This window comes from Enterococcus sp. DIV1208 (assembly GCF_050530455.1).
GTDB classification, from domain to species: domain Bacteria; phylum Bacillota; class Bacilli; order Lactobacillales; family Enterococcaceae; genus Enterococcus_B; species Enterococcus_B hirae.
In genome coordinates this window covers 1,064,161-1,082,202 of the sequence record NZ_CP172887.1, presented here as the reverse complement: position 1 = coordinate 1,082,202, position 18,042 = coordinate 1,064,161, and the positions used below count along the sequence as shown (strand labels likewise).

The following is an 18,042-nucleotide window of genomic DNA, read 5'->3' as shown; positions in this document are numbered from 1 at the left end:
ATAACTTTGATGTCTGAGGATTATTAACAGTTGAGTCTAAAAATTTTTCAGTTGATTTTTTCTATATAAGAAAAATCTGCTAAATTTAGTTCCTTGATAAGACGATCATAGACTTTTCTAGCAATATAAGCATGCTCTTCCACGGTTCTTCCAGCAGCGATTTTGGGTAGTTGTCTTCTGCTGTTTGCCGTTTTAACCAACGGCAATGCTAATTGATAGTTGAGCTGATCATCAGTTTTCACAACTTTAACAGTATTCGACAAGATCAGTGAATCAAAGAAGATACTGGAACGACGATTCTTATATTTTTGAGCTTGGATACGCTCAATGATTACTTCAACTTGATCAAAATAATAAGTTTCGTTGACGTCACCGATCAGTTCTACAAGTTTTAAAAATTCTGATGGCACAGGTAATTGTTTCTTTTGTAAATAAAAATAATTGGCAAGAGAATAAGATAACTTGTTATGATAATTTAAAGAAACAAATCGATAATTCTCATTGCCAGCAACCTGTCTCGTCACAGGAATAAGATCTTCTAAGGTTGCATAAAAATAGGTTGAATTAGACACGAAACATTCTTGCCAACATTCATTTCCCATAACCAACTGTTTTTCCGTTTGCGACAAATGACTAATAGCTTGTAAAATCTGGGCTGCAGCTTCTTCAATTTCTTTTTGATAAGTTTCTTCCTCAAATATTGGAAAATTCAACTTATAACGACGATTTTCCCGCTTGATTAGATTTTCATCAATCAACTGATCAAGAAAAGCTTCAAATTTCGGTTGATCAAAATTTTTTTTCAACTCTCTCAAAATAATGTCTTCTTCTTGATGATGATGCAAATACTCAATCAAAGTTGGAAAAACAGCATCGTTTACTAGTTTGCTAAGCAACTGCTGGTGATTTTGTGAATAAAAATAGTTCATTTTTTCCCCTTCTCGTTTTCCCTAGCTCAATTGGAAATAGGCCGAAGAATCCCAAAAATACGAGCAACTATTTTCGGATTCTTCGGCTTATTTTTTAAAGCTGGATCACTTCTGTTCCAACCTCATTTTGATCGAACAAGCTAGGCTGGCATTGTGAGCCTGGAACAAATAGCTGTCAGGCTCTTTAATAACTATCGAATAAAAGGTGTTAGCAACCCCTTAGCTAGCTTAGTTAAAAACTGCTGTTAGCTGAGGAACGACTTGTTTCTTACGAGAAACAACTCCTTTTAATAAGGCACGATTGTTCGTTAATTTAACTTGGAAAGCTTCTTCGACTTTATCTAATCCTTGACCTGCCACTAATAATTCCGAATCGCTATCTAGGATATTCGTTACCACTAGGACAAAGAGGTCATATCCATTTTTAGCCATTTCTTCAGTCATCGCTTCTTCCAGTTCCGTTTGACGAGCCATTACTTCGCTTAAATCGACTGTATTCACTTGTGCAATACGAACATTAGCTTCTCCCATTGGGAAGCTTTTGGCATCAAGATCAAGTAAGGTTGCAGCTGATTTATCGCTAAGATTTGTACCGGCCTTTAACATATCTAACCCATAGCTTGTCAAATCAACGCCTGCAATTGTTGCAAGTTCTTTTGCAGCTGCCTCATCTTCTGATGTGCATGTTGGTGATTTGAATAGCAATGTATCAGATAAAATTGCAGAAAGCATAATGCCAGCAATCTCTTTAGGAAGTTCTACTTGGTTTTCTTTATATAACTTCAAAATGATTGTACTTGTACAACCTACTGGTTCAGCTCGGTAATAAAGTGGATTTGCTGTTTCAAAATTTGCAATCCGATGATGATCAACGACCGCTAAAATTTCTACTTCTGCAATATCAGAAATACTTTGTTGAAATTCATTATGGTCCACTAGCATCACTTGTGTTGCTTCTTCTTTTGCTGATTGAACGACACGTGGGGCAGATAACTTAAAGTAATCTAATGCATATTGTGTTTCTTCGTTAGGTGTACCTAAAGCTACAGCTTCAGTTTCTTTTCCTAGTTGATTTTGCAAGTGCGAAAAGGCGATTGCCGCTCCAATTGCATCTGTATCTGGATTTTGGTGACCAAAAACTAAAATTTTTGACATTTGTCTCGCTCCTTTATGGTTTCTCCTACTTAATAATAGCAAAAAAACCGAAAGAAGCAATACTGACGCTATAATTTCTAGAATGGAAGATATTCCGATCCACCTTACTTTTATATCAAACAATCGTAAACAAAATTTTTGATAGCGCGAAGTACCATGGAACAGTCATTTAAAAAGTTGGCCATGCCATTACTTATTTCATTGCAGAACTCTTCGCACTGAAAGAAAAAGTTGGAAAAAGTAAATCATTTATCGTTTTTTTCTTTACTAGCCTTTAATGACTACTTGAGTTTTGAGCAAACGGTTCAACTAAGCGGTTTTCAGCGATTACCTGTGCCATCCATAAACTTGATTGTTTCGGTAACCGTTTATAGCCATTGTCCAGATCGACACGATAAAAACCATATCTATTTTTATAGGCATTCAACCAACTCCAACAGTCAGCAAATGTCCACATATGATACCCAAAGCAAGGAGAACCTTCTGAAATTGCCTGCTGCAGTTGCGTCAAATGTTCAAATAAAAAATCAATTCGGTAGTTGTCGTCAATCATATTCTCTTTATTGTTGAACCGTTCTTCTTGCGACACACCTATCCCGTTTTCTGAAATATACCAAGGGATATTGCTATAACTGTTTTTTAACCGCATCGCAATATCATAGATTCCCCGCGGATAGATCTCCCAGCCACGATGTGGGTTAATTCGTTTCTCCGGCCAATCATAACCTCGGAATAAATCTCTTAGTCCTGTGATTGGTCGTTTCTTTTCTTGAGGTGCTTGAACACGTAATGGCTGGTAATAATTACAACCAATAAAGTCTACTGTATTCTCCGCAAAAATTTCTTTATCACCTGTTTCTGTTTTAGGAAGCAAATCACTTTCTCGTAATACCTCTACCAGCTCTTCTGGAAAAGTACCTCGTACCGCACAGTCCAGAAAGCTGCGAATATAAAACAGGTCTGCCCACTTTGCAGCAGCCACGTCTTCAGCTTCTTCGCTTTTAGAGTAAACGGGTGCTAAATTGAGAATGATAGAAATTTGTCCGTCATTAAAAGAAGAGCGCCGGTACTCCTTTACAGCTTTCGCATGCGCTAGTAGTGTGTGATAGGCAACTTGTATAGCTCGTTTAAAATCATGCACCTTGGGCCAATGTGCATCTCCCATATACCCACATTCGATGTGTACAAGAGGCTCATTGAACGTCGCCCATTTTTTTACTAAATCGCCAAAAGCTTCAAACGCAGTCTTTGCGTAAAATGCAAAATGATCAACTGACTCACGAACTTCCCAGCCACCTTTTTCCATCAGCCACCAAGGCATATCAAAATGGAACAAATTGATGATCGGCTCAATGCCATTATCCAGCATTTCCTGAAAATAGGCTCGGTAAAAATCAACAGCTTGCGGATTTAATGTCTTGCCATCCGGTAAAAGACGCGTCCAAGCAATCGATGTCCGATAGGAATTTAAATTCATTGCCTTCATACAGGCAACATCTTCTTTGTATTGATAATACGTATTAGAGGTATTTTCTGGTCCTGTTCCGTTATAAAACAATTCTGGTTCTATTTCAAACCACTTATCCCAAGTTGATGGGCTCTTGCAATCAACCAAAGCAGCTCCTTCTGTCTGAGGGGCAGAAGCCGCTGCTCCCCACAGAAAGTTTTGTGGAAATGTATCCATTTAAAATTTCCTTCCTTTTCTATCGTTTTATCCACTGATTCCCTTCAGTCAGTGAACCCAATGATCATCGTTTATGTTGGTTCATTCTTTTTCTCATTTATATTTACCATGATTTGGCAAAATTATTTAGTCAGTGTGATACTCGTTCTCTTTGATCTTTATCATGAAACCATTTGTTTGACCATCATCGCTATGCTAGTTGCTAATGATCTCATTTTGGTTTCTCCAAACTCTTGATATTTTGTTCAAACAAAGCTGGACGCTAGGAACATCCCAAACGTCCACTTTGATGTTAAAGATGATTATTCGGTTTTAGCCCAACGATCATATGCATTTTGATAAGTGCTGACAAAGTCATTTAATCCCATTGATTTTAATGTACTGACATATTCATCCCATTTAGCCAAACTTTCCACACCTGTAATAAATTTAGCTTCCATTTGCTCTACATAAGTCCGAATGTCCGTCGCGTTGATCGCAATTTGATCTGCTTCATCTTTCGTCATATAAACAATTGGGAAAGGTACCTCGGTATTGGGCATGATTTTCTCATTGATTTCTTTCATGCGAAATTCCGTCCATACACTAGGATCAGGATCGTTGACATTAGCTAAAACACTTTGGGCATAATCGTCTTCTAATCCCGGTACGACTAAGCCATAATCCATTGCAATTTTCCCACGGTCTTCTTCCATCTTTTGTTTATTTTCACCTGTATATACCCGAACTTTTTCTCCAGAATCGTTTGTTTCATATTTCCAAAATGCCCCTTCTGGACCTTTTGTCATTAAATCTTGGCCTTCTTCTGTGTAAAGATAGTCCGCCCATCGCATTGCTGCCTCTGGACTTTTACATTTATTGGTAATCGCAAACGTTCCAGTTGTTACACGAGGATGACCCGGTGCTAAAGGTGTATTTTGAATACTTGAAGTAACTGGTGAAAACATTGGATCTGATAAAGAATCCTCAGGCATTTTACCAGTAGCCATGTATGAAGCATACGCGCCAAATAAACCGACTTTATCTGTTTGTGTGTTTCCTTGATACTTTTCTTCTGACTGCGAGAAGACTTCTGGGTCCAGCAATCCTTCAGAATAAAGTTTATTCATATACGTTAAATATTCCTTATAGTTAGCCGATGCAGCAGCATAACGCACTTTTCCGTTAACTTCTTCGATTCCTAGAGATTTCATACCAAAAGCAGGTAGCAACCACGTACGAATAATGGCCAACTTGTTGCCGTCTGATAACGGAATCTCATCTTGTTTGCCATTACCGTTGGGGTCTTCTTCTTTGAATCGCTTCAACAATTTATATAACTCATCCGTGTTTTTTGGCAATTCGGTTACCCCTAATTTTTCTAGCCACTCGCCGTTATACCATAAAGGTGAGATATAAAGAGGGCTAGAGGTATCTTCTGGATATAATCGTGGTAAAGAATAAATGTGACCATCTGGTGCAGTAATTGATTTTTTGAACTCTGGGTTCTCATCAAGGATTTTCTTTAAATTGGGCTCATAGTCATCAATCAAATCCTCCAAGGCAATTAAAATTCCTTGTGATCCATAATCTGATTGTTTGGCATTTGAAAGACCACTTCCTGCACCAAAAATAACATCAGGTAACTCACCAGAAGCAAAAGCCAAATTCAATTTCGCTTCAAAATCTGTACTTGGCGGAGTAATATAATCAAAATTGATTCCAGTTAATTCCGCTAACGCTTTAGCCGAAGCTAACTCATCCCATTCTGCTTCTCCACCAGGAGCCATCATCGTCATGTTGATTTTTTCTTTGACGATTGGCATTCCGGTTTTTTCAACGGCAATAGTTTCTTCTTTTCCAGCAGTATTTCCCTTGTTCCCACAAGCACCCAAAAGAGTTGTTGTCAACACTAATGATGCAATTACTAAATAACATTTTTTCATTCATTCCACTCACTCTCTTATTTATTTTTTAGTTAGCCTTTCAAAGAACCAACCATGACACCTTTAACAAAGTACTTTTGTAAAAACGGATAGATCATAATGATTGGTAATGTCGAAACGATCATTACTCCATATTTAATGACTTGTGCAAGCTGTTGTTTACTATAAGCTACTTCTGCTGCCGCTGCTGTCATCTCTGTTGTTCCTTTTGTTAAATCTTGATTCACTAAAATCTCTCGCAGGATTAATTGAAGCGAATACATTGATTTGTTTGTTAAATAGATTAACGCACTAAAATAACTATTCCAATGGGCCACTCCGCAAAATAGTCCCATTACTGCAATAATTGGCATTGATAAAGGTAAAACAATCTTCATAAATATCTGAAAGTCAGAACATCCATCAATCAATGCCACTTCCTCCATTTCTCTAGGAATGGTGGATTGAAAGAAAGTACGTGTAATTGCAATATTATAAACTGAAACGGCCCCTGGAATAACTAACGCCCAAATCGAATCATTCATCCCTAGATTTTTAATCAATAAATAAGTAGGTACCAAACCGCCACTGATAAACATAGGAACCATCAAAAACTTCATAAATAGATTTTTCCCATAAAATTCTGCTCTTCCTAGAGCATATGCACAAGGAAGTGTACATAATAAATTGATAAATGTTCCTAGTAATGTGTAATAAATCGTGTTCCGGTAACCTTGCCAGATACTTTTATACGTAAAAATCGTTTTGTAACCATCCCAAGTGATCTTTTTTGGCAATAAACAAGTAGATGAGAAACATGAAAAATTTGTCACCTTTCGATGATCGGATCGCTTTTGAATACATTATTTTCCCTCCATTACCATAAACTTGTTTCGCTGACTTTACGCGAAATTTTATTTACTGTGATCAATAAAAATGCGTTGATTGCTGCATTGAACAGTCCGACAGCTGATGCATAGCTGTACTGTGCATCAAGCAACCCTTGTTTGTAAACAAACGTGGCAATCACATTTGAAGAATCCATATTCAACGCATTTTGCATCAACAGGATTTTTTCATAACCTAATGACATCAAACTCCCCACATTCATGATCAGTAAAATAACCATAGTAGGAATGATAGTCGGTAGGTTGATATACCAGATTCTTTGCCATCTCGTTGCACCATCAACAGTTGCAGCTTCATGAAGCTGTGTATCAACACCAGATAATGCAGCTAAATAAATCACTGAACCCCATCCTGTTCCTTGCCAAACCCCAGATAATACGTAGATCGTTTTAAACCAACGAGGATCTGTCATGAAACTAATTCGCTCAAAACCTAGAAAAACCAATAGATGGTTAATAATACCGGTGGAAGGCGTCAAAAAAGCAATTAACATACCGCATACGACAACGACTGAAATAAAATTAGGTGCATAAGTCACTGTCTGCGTAAACTTTTTAAATTTTCCATCTTTCAACTCATTTAGTGCTAATGCTAAAATAATCGGTAGCGGAAATCCTACGACCAAAGAATATATACTGATACCTAACGTGTTTTTAATTAGATCCCAGAAATAGTAGGAATCAAAAAAACGTTGGAAATGCTTAAATCCTACCCAAGGACTTCCAAAAATTCCTAATGATGGGATATAATCCTTGAATGCTATAATCACGCCGTACATGGGACCGTAAGAAAAAACAGCAACCACCACCAATGCTGGAATGACAAAAACATACAGCTGTCGGCTTTTATATAATTTTTTTTTGATCTCTGACCATTTTGTTTTCTCTTTCTCTTTATTGACATCAAGTAATGCATCAGCCATTTTTTAACCTCCTTTTATGAAGTTCACTCATCTCTATCCTTGTGGCTTTTTTAAAATTTCAAGACCAATCAGCCCAATTGCTGGTTTCTCTAATTCACTGCTGAGGATATATATTTGATCTTCTTCCGTATATACTTCTAATTCTTTTTTTGTAGATAAATCTTTAATCACATGATGTTTATCGGCCTCAATGTCAGCTAAAAATATTTTTTCTTGTGTAAAGCGAATACTTTGAAAGGCATAATGTATGGTTTGATCTTTGCTGTATGTCAATTTCCACTGATTTTGCCATTCTTTAGGTTGTGAGCGAGTTTCATAGATTCCTTCTCCATAGATATTTAGCCAATTCCCAATTTCCTGTAAGATTTTGGTTTCTTCATCAGTAAAGGTACCATCTGGTTTTGGCCCAACTCCTAAGATCAAATTCCCACCTTTGCTGACCACATCGACAAAAGTTTCCAATAGTTCTTGGGAACTCTTAAAGCGATCATTTGGTACATAGCCCCAATCATCACCAATCGGGATATTACTTTCCCAAACTTTATTGGGAATTTCAGCTAGTTCTGGCACCTTTCGTTCAGGGGTCACATAGTTCTCATGTCTGCCCCCCATCATACGATCCACAATAATTAATTCCGGTTGCTTCTCACGAGCGATTTCTGCTAATCGATCCATTTCCAGGTCTTCTTTTTTCTGTCCACACCAACCAGCATCTAACCATAAAAGATCCACATGACCATAGTTATGCGTGATTTCTTTAATCTGATTATGAACAAAACTTACGTAACGTTGCCAAATTTCTGGGTAACGTTCCGTATCATAGCTCGCATGACGCCCCTTGATCGTATCGTCATCTAACCAATAAAACGACGAATACCAATCGGCTTTTGAATAGTAGGCTCCTGTTGCTATTTCTTCTTTACGAAAAGCCTCAAAAACTTCTTTTAAAATATCTCTTTTAAACGGGCTTTGTTTACCGCCAACCTTATATTCTGTTTCAAGAGTATTGTACATATTAAACCCATCGTGATGTTTCGTTGTAAAAATACAATACTTAAAGCCTGCTTCTTTACATATACTTGCCCATTTCTTTGCCTGTAATTTTTCTGGGTTAAACTCTTTAATCAAATTCCAGTAGTCTAGTTGCAGTTGTTTAAAATCTTTCCGAAACTCACGCCCTTCTCTTGCCCAAAGGTCTTTTTCAGAAAGTTGCCAAGATTCTACGATTCCTGCTTGAGCATAAAGTCCGTAGTGAAAAATCACGCCAAGTTTTAAATCTTGAAACCATTCTAATCGTTCTTTTAGCATTTCTGTTTCTGGATAAGTCCTATGATCTAATTCAACCTCTTTAGGTACCTCGATATCTCCGCGTATCGCCATTTATAAAACCCCTTTCATGTTTGTGCTTTAAATTTACAAAAAAAGCAAGGCAACAGCAATATGTAAAAAGCATAAGCTATGTAAAAACAGCATAAAGCGTAACTTATTTAGAGGATATCTATATCTTATCTCTTAGTCGGAAAGTAACTATGTAAAAGTAGAAAAAGCTATGTAATAATCGCATACTGATAGAAAACATAAATAAACCTAACTATAATAAAAAGAGCTGTATGACTAATACAAGGAGGTTTTAGCTATGAATCAACATAAACGATCACCACATTCTATTTTTGATTTCACCTATTCTTTAGGAAAATTCTTGCTTTTTCTCATCAAGCTCCAAGTATTTTGGTTTTTATCGGTATTAAAAGGTTGTATTCTACTAGGAACTTTTCCCGCAAGTGTTACCTTTCTCAAATTTTTCTATCATTTATTTGAAGAAAAACAAATTCCGCAAGTCTTATATTCAGATTTTCAAACAAGCTTCAATAATCTGTTTATTTCAACAAATCAACTAGGCTATGCTGCTGGCATGTTACTAGGATTTCTATGGATGGATCTGAGAATTGCAGCTGTGTATTTACAAAACCCTTTCATTCATATGGGGATCTTATTATTATTTATCGCAACTGTCATAGTCATTCTTTATTTATTCCCAGTATTTTTACGTTATGATTTGTCATTCACACAATATTTCAAACAAGCATTATTTCTATCTTTGTGTAGCTTGATTGAAACCGTAGCGATTATTCTGGGGATCTTTGTCGTGACGGCTGTCTCTACCTTTTTCCCAATTTTGACAATCGTGGCTTTTGTGCCTTTATTCTGTTTGCCATTAAGTTGGTTCTCTTTGCAATCAATGATTAAAATTGAAGAAAAAAATCGTACGTTAACGCAATAACAAAAAACAAACCTTAAATCAAACAAACAGCTAAAAGCTGTAACAGAACTGCGAGGAGATTTTACAAGGAAACCTCAATAATAGCTCTTTTTTTAACTTACAATCTACAATGCGATTCGTCAGCCCTTTAGGTAAAAGTCAAATGTCTGTTTCACTCCTTATTCATAATTGTCGCCATCAAAGGGAACCTTCTGCCAATCGTTGACTCAAGCCTTTTTTCAATTTTTGCTAAGGCTACTACCTGTTACTTATCCCTTTAGCTTTTTCTTTCATTTATTATTTTCCAGAAGCTGATTGGCTATGTATATTCATCAACTTTCACTATGTCAAATAAACAGATTATGTACTTTCAAGCTAGTTATTTTCTTTTTTTACAAGTGCTATATACTGAAAATGAAAACGATTACTTCAAAGAGGTTATTATGCAAGTTTCAATCGAACTTACAGATGTCATGCGTGATTTTTTTGAAATTGCGACAAACGAATTAGCGTTAACTATTTCAGATAATGGAAAACCACTCCAACTGATTCAGCGTAACGGTTCATTAAAAATTGAAAATAAAGAAAACGAAACGTTTATCTATTTTCAGGAAAAAGCCCATCTTTTTCGAGCGCTGTCACTCTGGTTAGATCGCTGTGAAGAAGAATTTGTTTATGAAGAGTTTCCGCAATTTGAAAAAATTGGGCCCATGGTAGATCTTTCTAGAAATGCTGTGATGACTGTTGATCAGCTGAAACACTTTTTTGTTCTTTGTAGCAAGATGGGATTAAATAGCTGCATGCTTTATATGGAAGATACGTATCAAATCCCTGATTATCCTTATTTTGGTTATTGTCGTGGTGCCTATTCTCTTGAGGAATTAAAGGCGTTGGATGCTTTTGCAGACACAATAGGAATCGAGCTGATTCCTTGTATTCAAACGCTGGCTCATTTAACTAATCCGCTAAAATGGGGATTTGCCAATGGCATGAGAGATACAAGTGATATTCTCCTTGTGGAAGAGGAAAAAACATATCAATTTTTAGATCGTGCAATTTCTGTGATCGCAGCCGCTTTTAAAACGTCAAAAATTCATATCGGGATGGACGAAGCTCATGATCTGGGACGTGGTCATTATTTAACCCAGCATGGTTTGATCGATCGCTTTGATATTATGGAAAAGCATCTGAAAAAAGTAATGGAAATCTGCAGGAACTATCAGTTACAGCCCATGATGTGGAGCGATATGTTTTTTAGAATCGGTTCAAAGTCAGGAGACTATTACGATAAAGACGTATATTTTCCAGAAGATTTGATTGCAAAGATTCCTGAAATTAGTATGGTTTATTGGGATTATTACCATCATTCAAAAGAAGAATACCAATTGCATTTTTCAAATCATAAAAAATTGCAACGACCGATCGTTTTTGCGGGCGGTATCTGGACGTGGAATGGTCTTGCACCAAATTATGGAAAATCGTTTGAAACGACCAGTGCTAGCCTTTCTGTCGCAAAAGAGGAAAAAATCAACGAAGTTTATGCTACTTTATGGGGCGATGATAGTGCTGAAACACCGATCATCGCAAGTTTGTTAGGATTACAACAATTCAGCGAGGAACAATTTGCTCCTGAAGTAAGCATGGAACTGATTAAAGAGCGTTTCCGTCTCTTCCACCATCTTGAGGCTGATGATTTTTTACTGCTAGATGCTTTTGATCAGACGAAAGGTGTAGCAAAAAATAACCCTGATGGATCAAATAGTAGTAAGTTGGCACTTTATCAAGATCTATTATACGGTCTTTACGATGTTGATCTGCAAAATTTAGAACTTCCTTCGCATTATAAGGACTTAAGTGAGAAACTATCTAGCATAACAGCTAATGAGGACACACAAACGATGTTTACTTTTTATCAGAAATTAGCACAAGTCCTTTTTGTAAAAACAAATTTGATCGGTCGCTCTTATCGAGCCTACCAATCAAAAAGGAATGACCAGTTACAACTAATCCTTCACGAACTGGAAGTTCTCACCAAAAAGATCAATGAGTTGCAACACCTCCATCGCCAGCTATGGTTTGAATGGAATAAACCCTTTGGCTATGAAATTATCGATCTTCGTTACGGTGCCTTAAAAAGTCGGATAGAAACAACCGTTTGGCGACTGAAGAAATTTTTAACAGGAGAAATCAAGCAATTGCCTGAGCTTGAGCAAACGCCTTTACCCTTCGATGCTCCTTTCAAAACAGCAAGCGGTGTCGGGCGAAACTTGTTCCATGGAATTTATAGTGCTAGTAAACTATCAGATATCTAAAGGCAGGGATAAAAAATGAAAAAGAGAACTCTTTTTTTGGTCATTCTGAGTATTTTTTTGTTGGTCACTGCTGCTTCTCAGCTTGTCAGAAACGTGCCTCGTGTCGAAGCAAAACAGACATCTACTAAAATCACTGGGAAAATCAATAATCAAAGAACTGCGAACATCTGCCATCAGCTTTTACAACAAAATTTAAAGGCTGCAACGGATAAAAATCTGAACGACTATTTAGCAACACTAGTCAAAGATGCACATAAAGCGACCACAAAAGAAATGCAGCAATTTTTTAAAGACTATGATGTCAGTCATGAACTGCTTTCTTTCGAAGTAATCAAACAAGCACCTCAATCGATGTTAGTAGTGGCAGAACAAAAAACAGTGAATCATGGGAAGAAGGCATATCGAGATCATATCACAACGGCATATCACACCTTTATTTTTGAAGAGAATAAATGGAAAATCAAAGAAACAACAATGACAAATACACAATTTTTAAATTAGGAGTGTTCATATGAAAAAATTCAATAATTGGCCTACCGACTATCCTGATCCTAACTGGTTTATCCATGATCGTTTTGGTTTGTTTATCCATTTTGGCTTGTTCAGTGTGGGAGCTAGACACGAATGGTTTATGACCACAGAACAAGTCTCTTTAAAGGAATATTCAAAAAAATATTTTCAGCATTTTAACCCTGATTTGTTTGATGCAGATGCTTGGGCAAAAGAAGCCGCTCGCTGTGGGGTGAAATACATGGTATTCACGACAAAACATCATGAAGGCTTTGCCTTATGGGATACGAAACAAACTGATTACAAAATCACCAATACTGCTTTTGGACGAGATCTTCTGGCAGAGCTACTCCCGGCTTTTCGCAAAGTCGGGATCAAAATCGGGTTATACCACTCACTGATCGATTGGCGCCATGAACATTTCCCACTGGACGGACTGCATCCTGAAAGAGAGAACCAGAAACTGCGAGAAAAAAATTCCGAAAGAGATATCAAGATTCATCAACGCTATCTTCGCGAACAAGTCAAAGAACTACTGACAGAATATGGAAAAATCGATTATTTATGGTTCGATTTTTCTTACAGCCACCGCGATTGGGGTTGGTCAAAAGGAAAAGGGCACATTGATTGGGATAGCGAAGCACTAGAAAAGCTCTGCTTAGAACTGCAACCCCATCTCCTATTGAATGATCGGCTTGATTTAGGCCATGGCATCACTACTCCAGAACAGTTTCAACCTGATAAACCATTAGAGAAAAACGGCATGCCTGTTATCTGGGAAGCCTGTCAGACAATGTATGGCACTTGGGGGTATGACCGTGACAATATGGAATGGAAAAGTAGTGAGATGCTTTTGAAAATGCTGATTGATACCGTTTCAAAAAATGGGAATTTCTTGATGAATATTGGTCCTAATCCACGAGGAATGATTGATACGAAAACGTTGGAACGGCTTCATGCTATCGGGGATTGGATGACCCTTCACAAAGCATCTGTCATTGGCTGTTCATATAGCGCCTTTGAAGCTCCTGACGATTGCCGATATACACAAAATGGAAACAAGCTTTATCTGCATCTCTTTTCTTATCCTTACCGCAACCTTCGTCTTAAAGGATTAGCAGGTAAAGTTGAGTTTATTCGTCTGCTCAATGATGGCTCGGAAATTTTTTATCGAGGATTTGATCCGGACGAAGTGATTACTTCTACAGAAGCAGTCATTGCTCCAGAAGATCTTGTCATCACCTTGCCAATCATCAAGCCTGATGTGCTGATCCCAGTAATTGAAATTACCTTGAAAGACGATTAAAGAACAAATATAAAGCAGATGATACTTCCTTCGTCGATTCACAAAAAATACTGGCATCGAAAGCTTGTAAAAACATACTTTTAGTGAGAAATATAGTAAAACATTTGAATAACTACCCAAGTTATATGCTGAAAAAGCAACAATTTGGGTAGTTATTTCAGTCTTTTACAATTATTTGCTTTTGTTTTTTTAGTTAGAAGCTCAAAACTGGAAATAAAATGACTTCTTCGTCCTGCTCCAGTTCGATGCCCCCCTTAGTTTACTCCTATTTATTGCTTATAAAGTTCCTTCTCTATTCATTGTTCGGTATTGACCTGGAGTCACACCAACGTTCGTCCTGAATTTTCTCGTATAGTTTGAAACATCATAATAACCATTCTTTTGAATAATCGTTTTTATTGGCAAATCAGTTTCTATTAAGTCTTGCTTGATTTTTTCTAGCCGCAATTCTTGCAGATATTTTGAAAAAGTAGTACCTGTTTCTTTTTTGATAAAACGGCTAAGGTATGAAACTGAAAGTTGAAATTCATCTGCCAACTTTTCCATAGATAATTGGGAAGAAGCATAGTTTTTGTGAAGATATTCGAACAATTCTTTTTTCAGCACAGACTCTTGATTTTGTGGCTTAACTTGCATAACCTCACAGATCATTTTTGCGAGCATTAATAGTTGTTGCTTCAATTCGAGTAAATTACTAAACTTGGCACTTTTTTCTGCTTTTTTCAAAATTGTTTTATTTTGCAAATTACTACTTACTTTAGCAACTGCATTTAATAGATAAAAACCATACATTTTTTGTCCACTATAAGAAAAATGTTCTTTAATCCCCCGCTCAATCAACGATTCTATCGTTTCCGCAGCGATCGTTAAGTCTCCTTGACGCAGACTTTGAATCAATTTCAGTTTTTCTCCATCTGGGTAATTAATGCTGGTTGAAGACTCTTCACCTGGAATTTCATTATAGAAAACAAAGTTATTTTCTACTGTTGAATAGTCTAATGCGGCCAAACCTTCAATATAAGAAGCATTGATCTTCGTAAGGTTTTCAGTACTATTTCCTACTCCTATCCTAAAAGTACCGTAACACGCTTTTTTTAGTTGCTGAATCATCTCTATTACAACTTTCTTGTGACTAGTTTTTTCATAGGTACTAAAGATATAGGCGGTCACTCCTGCAGATAGGATCTCTGTACCATATCCCGAAAAGTTCTTTCCACTTACTTTCAGCGGTAACTCATTAGCTGTGTCGTCAATGCTCTGGATAGGATAATCAACTACGACGACAAAATAGCAAGTACCGGTAAAATGTACTTGGACAGAGTTCAGTAGAACTAATGAATCTTCTGGAGACTTAAATTTCCCTCCTAAAATTTTTCTAAGGACCTGTTCTCTCGCATGGGGAGTCTGTCGTTTAATTTCTTTATGTAGCTCTTCATGTTCGTTCAAAAATTGCGCCAACGTTTCATAGACATTCCCGTTGGAAACAGCTACACCGATTTTATTTCGATAATATTGATCAATCAATTTTTCAATGTTGCGGATTGGCTGTGAAAAACGAGTACCTATAATCACTACAAGCACTAGACCAAACACAAATATCACAAAAAAAAGTTTTAAAAACTTTTGGTGGATGGTATTGATCTTTGTCAAAGCTTGTGATGGATCCATTACAGAAACAAATGACATATTCAAATCCCTGCTATTCAAAGACTGGACAAGATAGTTTCGATGGTTGTAGTAAAAATTATCCTGTTGCAAGATCATTTGAATTTGCTTCGGCTGATGCAAATGCGCCGTTAGTTTGTTATTACTGGTATCTGCTGCTAGAATACGATACGAGTCATCAATCAGATAGTTGGTACTGATACCATCACTATTGGAAAGATTCAACAGCTTATTCAAAATCGAAAGATTGATTGAATAGATTGCTGCGCCATAAAAATGCATTTCTGCATCTTTAATTGGAACAATGTAAAAAAGTTGTGTGGAATTAGGTTCTTTTTTCAGGGTTAGTCCAGTTGGAATATCGTTATCAAGATGTGAAAGCAGCTCTTTTTTATCAAGCGAATGATTATTGATTTTTCGTTGCAAAAAATTGTCCACTGACAAGCTACCGGTAGATGAAAACAATGTATTTGGTTTTTCTTTGTAGTAAAGATAAATTTCCTCAACAAAATCATTACTTAGCTTATATTGTTGCAAGCTAAGCTGTCCTTCACGAGCATAATAACTATGGGAAAGCCTTCCAGGTGAAAGATTAGTGTTATAAGGAATATGTTGAGTGATATTATCCAATTGCAAAAACTTATTTTCAGATGAGTACTTCAATTGGAGTAACTGATTTTTGGCTGTCAAAACAACTTGCTGATTAATGCTTTCTTTAGCCGTATGAAACCAAATTAACGATACCATAAAAAATGGCACTAGAAAGACAAAAAGATAAGATAAAATCGACTTAGAAAGCTGTCTGTGCTGTTTATTTTTCCCGTTAGTAGCAACTTCTCGTACCATATGTCCCTCCTTGATTCTTTAGCTAATCCTGTCGTGTTATCTAGGGCTTTAGTTATAAATAGCAACTTTTCATTTCTATAATTACTCCTCACAATTCCATCCGCACTGGTCAATGAATAGATATCTACAGGCTGCTGATCCCGATGAAAATACCTAAAAAAGCTGATCCATCAACTTCATAGAACCATTTTCATTATCCTGACAACCCAGCTTTTTGCCGCCACATTTTATTTACATATATCACAAATCTAATTTTTATCTGTTATTCTTCCATCGTTTCCTTTTATTCCAACGTATGTATGCCTCGATTATAAAGCGCTTTCTAAACAAAGGAAATCCTTGCTTAAAATTTTGATCATTGTTCAAAAATTAGCAAGATTTTTGTTCAACTCATTCATTTTTATTCAAAAGCATTTTATTCGCAAAAAGAAAGCGCTATAATAAAAGAAAAACTTGGAGAAAAAAATGGAGACTAGACGTACAAGCGATCTTTTAAGCTATTTGGTAAAAAAGAAACAAGCAACTTCCAAAGAACTTTGTACTCACCTTCACTGTAGTATAAGTACACTTCGCAGAGAATTACTTGAGCTAGAAAAACGAAAATTGATCCGCAGAACTTGGGGCGGAGCGATCTTGAACGAAACGACAAACATGGAATATACTTATCTTCAAAGAGAAGCCAGTAATATCCCGGAAAAAAAGATCATCAGTGAATTAGCACGAGATTTTATTGCACCAGGTATGTGTATTTTTTTAGATTCCAGCAGTACGGTTCTACACCTTATTTCACTACTTGTTAAGATACCTAACTTAATTATCATTACCAATGGTTTGCGTACAGCTTTAAAGTTAAGTGAATGTCAGAACGAATCTTTAAAAATTTATTTGACTGGCGGTGAAGTCAAACTTAATGCTAGTACAGTTATTTCAAATACACTTGATCCCATTACCAGTTCCTTTCGTTTCAATGCTGCCTTTTTATCTTGTCGCGGGCTCGACCATGAAGGGATTTATGAAGCAAACTTCAATCAAGCACAAATCAAAAAAGAAATGATGAATAAAGCACAAGAGATTGTTTTATTGGCTGACGAAACGAAATTTGACTCTACTCATTTTTTCAAGATAGGTGATTATTATGATTATGATGCGATTGTTACCAATAAAAAACCGCCTAAGATTTATCATAGAATCATTGAAAAAAATGACATTCACTTGGTGTATCCCACTGAATGAGAAATATAAATGGACAAAAAACGATTGGAGCATCCAATATTTCTCATTGTCCAACTTGTTGATAGAACTTTTGCAACCAGCCAAATAAACGCCCTTGTTACTCACCCTTTTTCTTCTCAAAAAGCAGGTGAATCAAACAGCACTTATTTGCTTCATCAAAAGAAACAGCACACCTACATCAAGCTATTGGTTGACCTGAAATCACAGATCCTCAAACAAGACAATCCGCTATAAAAAGTGTTTTGGTATCGCTAAAAAATGAACATACAGTATTGAGGCCATTGCTTAATTGTCTCTATCATTTATGTGACTGGAGGATTCTTCAGTCACATTTTCGTGCGCTTTGTGCGAAACAAAAAATCTGAGACAGAATATGATTCATTCTGACCCAGATTTGATTTTACACA

14 protein-coding genes are annotated in these 18,042 nt (G+C 36.6%); 6 read left to right on the top strand and 8 right to left on the bottom strand.

Going from position 1 to position 18,042, the window contains the following annotated elements; genetic code table 11:
* Nucleotides 1–47: 47 nt before the first annotated feature.
* The 7 genes from IGK91_RS05005 to IGK91_RS04975 form a co-directional block, all read right to left on the bottom strand.
* Complete coding sequence (locus IGK91_RS05005) at nt 48–929, bottom strand: DUF1803 domain-containing protein (RefSeq protein WP_081122850.1); 882 nt, start codon at nt 927–929, stop codon at nt 48–50.
* 228 nt (nt 930–1,157) lie between these two features.
* The gene (locus tag IGK91_RS05000) at nt 1,158–2,084 is read right to left on the bottom strand and encodes a manganese-dependent inorganic pyrophosphatase (protein WP_010719439.1); all 927 of its coding nucleotides are present in this window, start codon (nt 2,082–2,084) and stop codon (nt 1,158–1,160) included.
* A 274-nt stretch (nt 2,085–2,358) separates the two neighbouring features.
* Nucleotides 2,359–3,768: a glycoside hydrolase family 1 protein gene (locus tag IGK91_RS04995; protein WP_181934237.1), complete on the bottom strand. Its 1,410-nt coding sequence runs from the start codon at nt 3,766–3,768 to the stop codon at nt 2,359–2,361.
* Nucleotides 3,769–4,070: 302 nt separating this feature from the next.
* Nucleotides 4,071–5,693, bottom strand: a complete 1,623-nt coding sequence (locus IGK91_RS04990; RefSeq protein ID WP_010737394.1) for an extracellular solute-binding protein — start codon at nt 5,691–5,693, stop codon at nt 4,071–4,073.
* 32 nt (nt 5,694–5,725) lie between these two features.
* Nucleotides 5,726–6,505 carry a carbohydrate ABC transporter permease gene (locus tag IGK91_RS04985; protein ID WP_240187575.1) on the bottom strand — a complete coding sequence of 260 codons (780 nt, stop codon included), beginning with the start codon at nt 6,503–6,505 and terminating at the stop codon, nt 5,726–5,728.
* A 44-nt stretch (nt 6,506–6,549) separates the two neighbouring features.
* Entirely contained in the window at nt 6,550–7,503 is a 954-nt protein-coding gene (locus tag IGK91_RS04980) for an ABC transporter permease (RefSeq protein ID WP_034867549.1), read from the bottom strand.
* 33 nt (nt 7,504–7,536) lie between these two features.
* The gene (locus tag IGK91_RS04975) at nt 7,537–8,883 is read right to left on the bottom strand and encodes an alpha-L-fucosidase (protein WP_081122853.1); all 1,347 of its coding nucleotides are present in this window, start codon (nt 8,881–8,883) and stop codon (nt 7,537–7,539) included.
* Between the two features lie 256 nt (nt 8,884–9,139).
* Between IGK91_RS04975 and IGK91_RS04970 the strand changes: the two genes are divergently transcribed.
* From IGK91_RS04970 to IGK91_RS04955, 4 genes are all read left to right on the top strand, one after another.
* Nucleotides 9,140–9,784, top strand: coding sequence for a DUF624 domain-containing protein (locus tag IGK91_RS04970; RefSeq protein ID WP_430605336.1), 645 nt, complete (start codon nt 9,140–9,142; stop codon nt 9,782–9,784).
* Nucleotides 9,785–10,206: 422 nt separating this feature from the next.
* Nucleotides 10,207–12,075 (top strand): beta-N-acetylhexosaminidase, encoded by a 1,869-nt coding sequence (locus tag IGK91_RS04965; RefSeq protein WP_010737389.1) that lies wholly within the window; start codon nt 10,207–10,209, stop codon nt 12,073–12,075.
* Nucleotides 12,076–12,090: 15 nt separating this feature from the next.
* Nucleotides 12,091–12,576 carry a hypothetical protein gene (locus IGK91_RS04960; RefSeq protein WP_034867543.1) on the top strand — a complete coding sequence of 162 codons (486 nt, stop codon included), beginning with the start codon at nt 12,091–12,093 and terminating at the stop codon, nt 12,574–12,576.
* Nucleotides 12,577–12,586: 10 nt separating this feature from the next.
* On the top strand, nt 12,587–13,891 hold the full coding sequence (locus tag IGK91_RS04955; protein ID WP_081129376.1) for an alpha-L-fucosidase: 1,305 nt from the start codon (nt 12,587–12,589) through the stop codon (nt 13,889–13,891).
* 276 nt (nt 13,892–14,167) lie between these two features.
* Here IGK91_RS04955 and IGK91_RS04950 read toward each other — a convergent pair whose 3' ends face one another.
* Nucleotides 14,168–16,402 (bottom strand): helix-turn-helix domain-containing protein, encoded by a 2,235-nt coding sequence (locus IGK91_RS04950; protein WP_010737386.1) that lies wholly within the window; start codon nt 16,400–16,402, stop codon nt 14,168–14,170.
* 465 nt (nt 16,403–16,867) lie between these two features.
* On the opposite strand from IGK91_RS04950, the gene IGK91_RS04945 reads away from it, so the two are divergent.
* Together IGK91_RS04945 and IGK91_RS04940 are read left to right on the top strand one after the other, a co-directional pair.
* A complete protein-coding gene (locus IGK91_RS04945) occupies nt 16,868–17,635 on the top strand; it encodes a DeoR/GlpR family DNA-binding transcription regulator (protein WP_081122856.1) in 768 nt (255 codons plus the stop codon).
* A 9-nt stretch (nt 17,636–17,644) separates the two neighbouring features.
* The gene (locus IGK91_RS04940; RefSeq protein WP_014834732.1) at nt 17,645–17,869 is read left to right on the top strand and encodes a hypothetical protein; all 225 of its coding nucleotides are present in this window, start codon (nt 17,645–17,647) and stop codon (nt 17,867–17,869) included.
* Nucleotides 17,870–18,042 lie beyond the last annotated feature (173 nt).

Coding starts and splice junctions, on each gene's coding strand:
- IGK91_RS04990 (WP_010737394.1), bottom strand. CDS start 5,693: ATGAAAAAATGTTATTTAGTAATTGCATCATTAGTGTTGACAACAACT.
- IGK91_RS04975 (WP_081122853.1), bottom strand. CDS start 8,883: ATGGCGATACGCGGAGATATCGAGGTACCTAAAGAGGTTGAATTAGAT.
- IGK91_RS04965 (WP_010737389.1), top strand. CDS start 10,207: ATGCAAGTTTCAATCGAACTTACAGATGTCATGCGTGATTTTTTTGAA.
- IGK91_RS04970 (WP_430605336.1), top strand. CDS start 9,140: ATGAATCAACATAAACGATCACCACATTCTATTTTTGATTTCACCTAT.
- IGK91_RS04960 (WP_034867543.1), top strand. CDS start 12,091: ATGAAAAAGAGAACTCTTTTTTTGGTCATTCTGAGTATTTTTTTGTTG.
- IGK91_RS05000 (WP_010719439.1), bottom strand. CDS start 2,084: ATGTCAAAAATTTTAGTTTTTGGTCACCAAAATCCAGATACAGATGCA.
- IGK91_RS05005 (WP_081122850.1), bottom strand. CDS start 929: ATGAACTATTTTTATTCACAAAATCACCAGCAGTTGCTTAGCAAACTA.
- IGK91_RS04945 (WP_081122856.1), top strand. CDS start 16,868: ATGGAGACTAGACGTACAAGCGATCTTTTAAGCTATTTGGTAAAAAAG.
- IGK91_RS04955 (WP_081129376.1), top strand. CDS start 12,587: ATGAAAAAATTCAATAATTGGCCTACCGACTATCCTGATCCTAACTGG.
- IGK91_RS04940 (WP_014834732.1), top strand. CDS start 17,645: ATGGACAAAAAACGATTGGAGCATCCAATATTTCTCATTGTCCAACTT.
- IGK91_RS04995 (WP_181934237.1), bottom strand. CDS start 3,768: ATGGATACATTTCCACAAAACTTTCTGTGGGGAGCAGCGGCTTCTGCC.
- IGK91_RS04950 (WP_010737386.1), bottom strand. CDS start 16,402: ATGGTACGAGAAGTTGCTACTAACGGGAAAAATAAACAGCACAGACAG.
- IGK91_RS04980 (WP_034867549.1), bottom strand. CDS start 7,503: ATGGCTGATGCATTACTTGATGTCAATAAAGAGAAAGAGAAAACAAAA.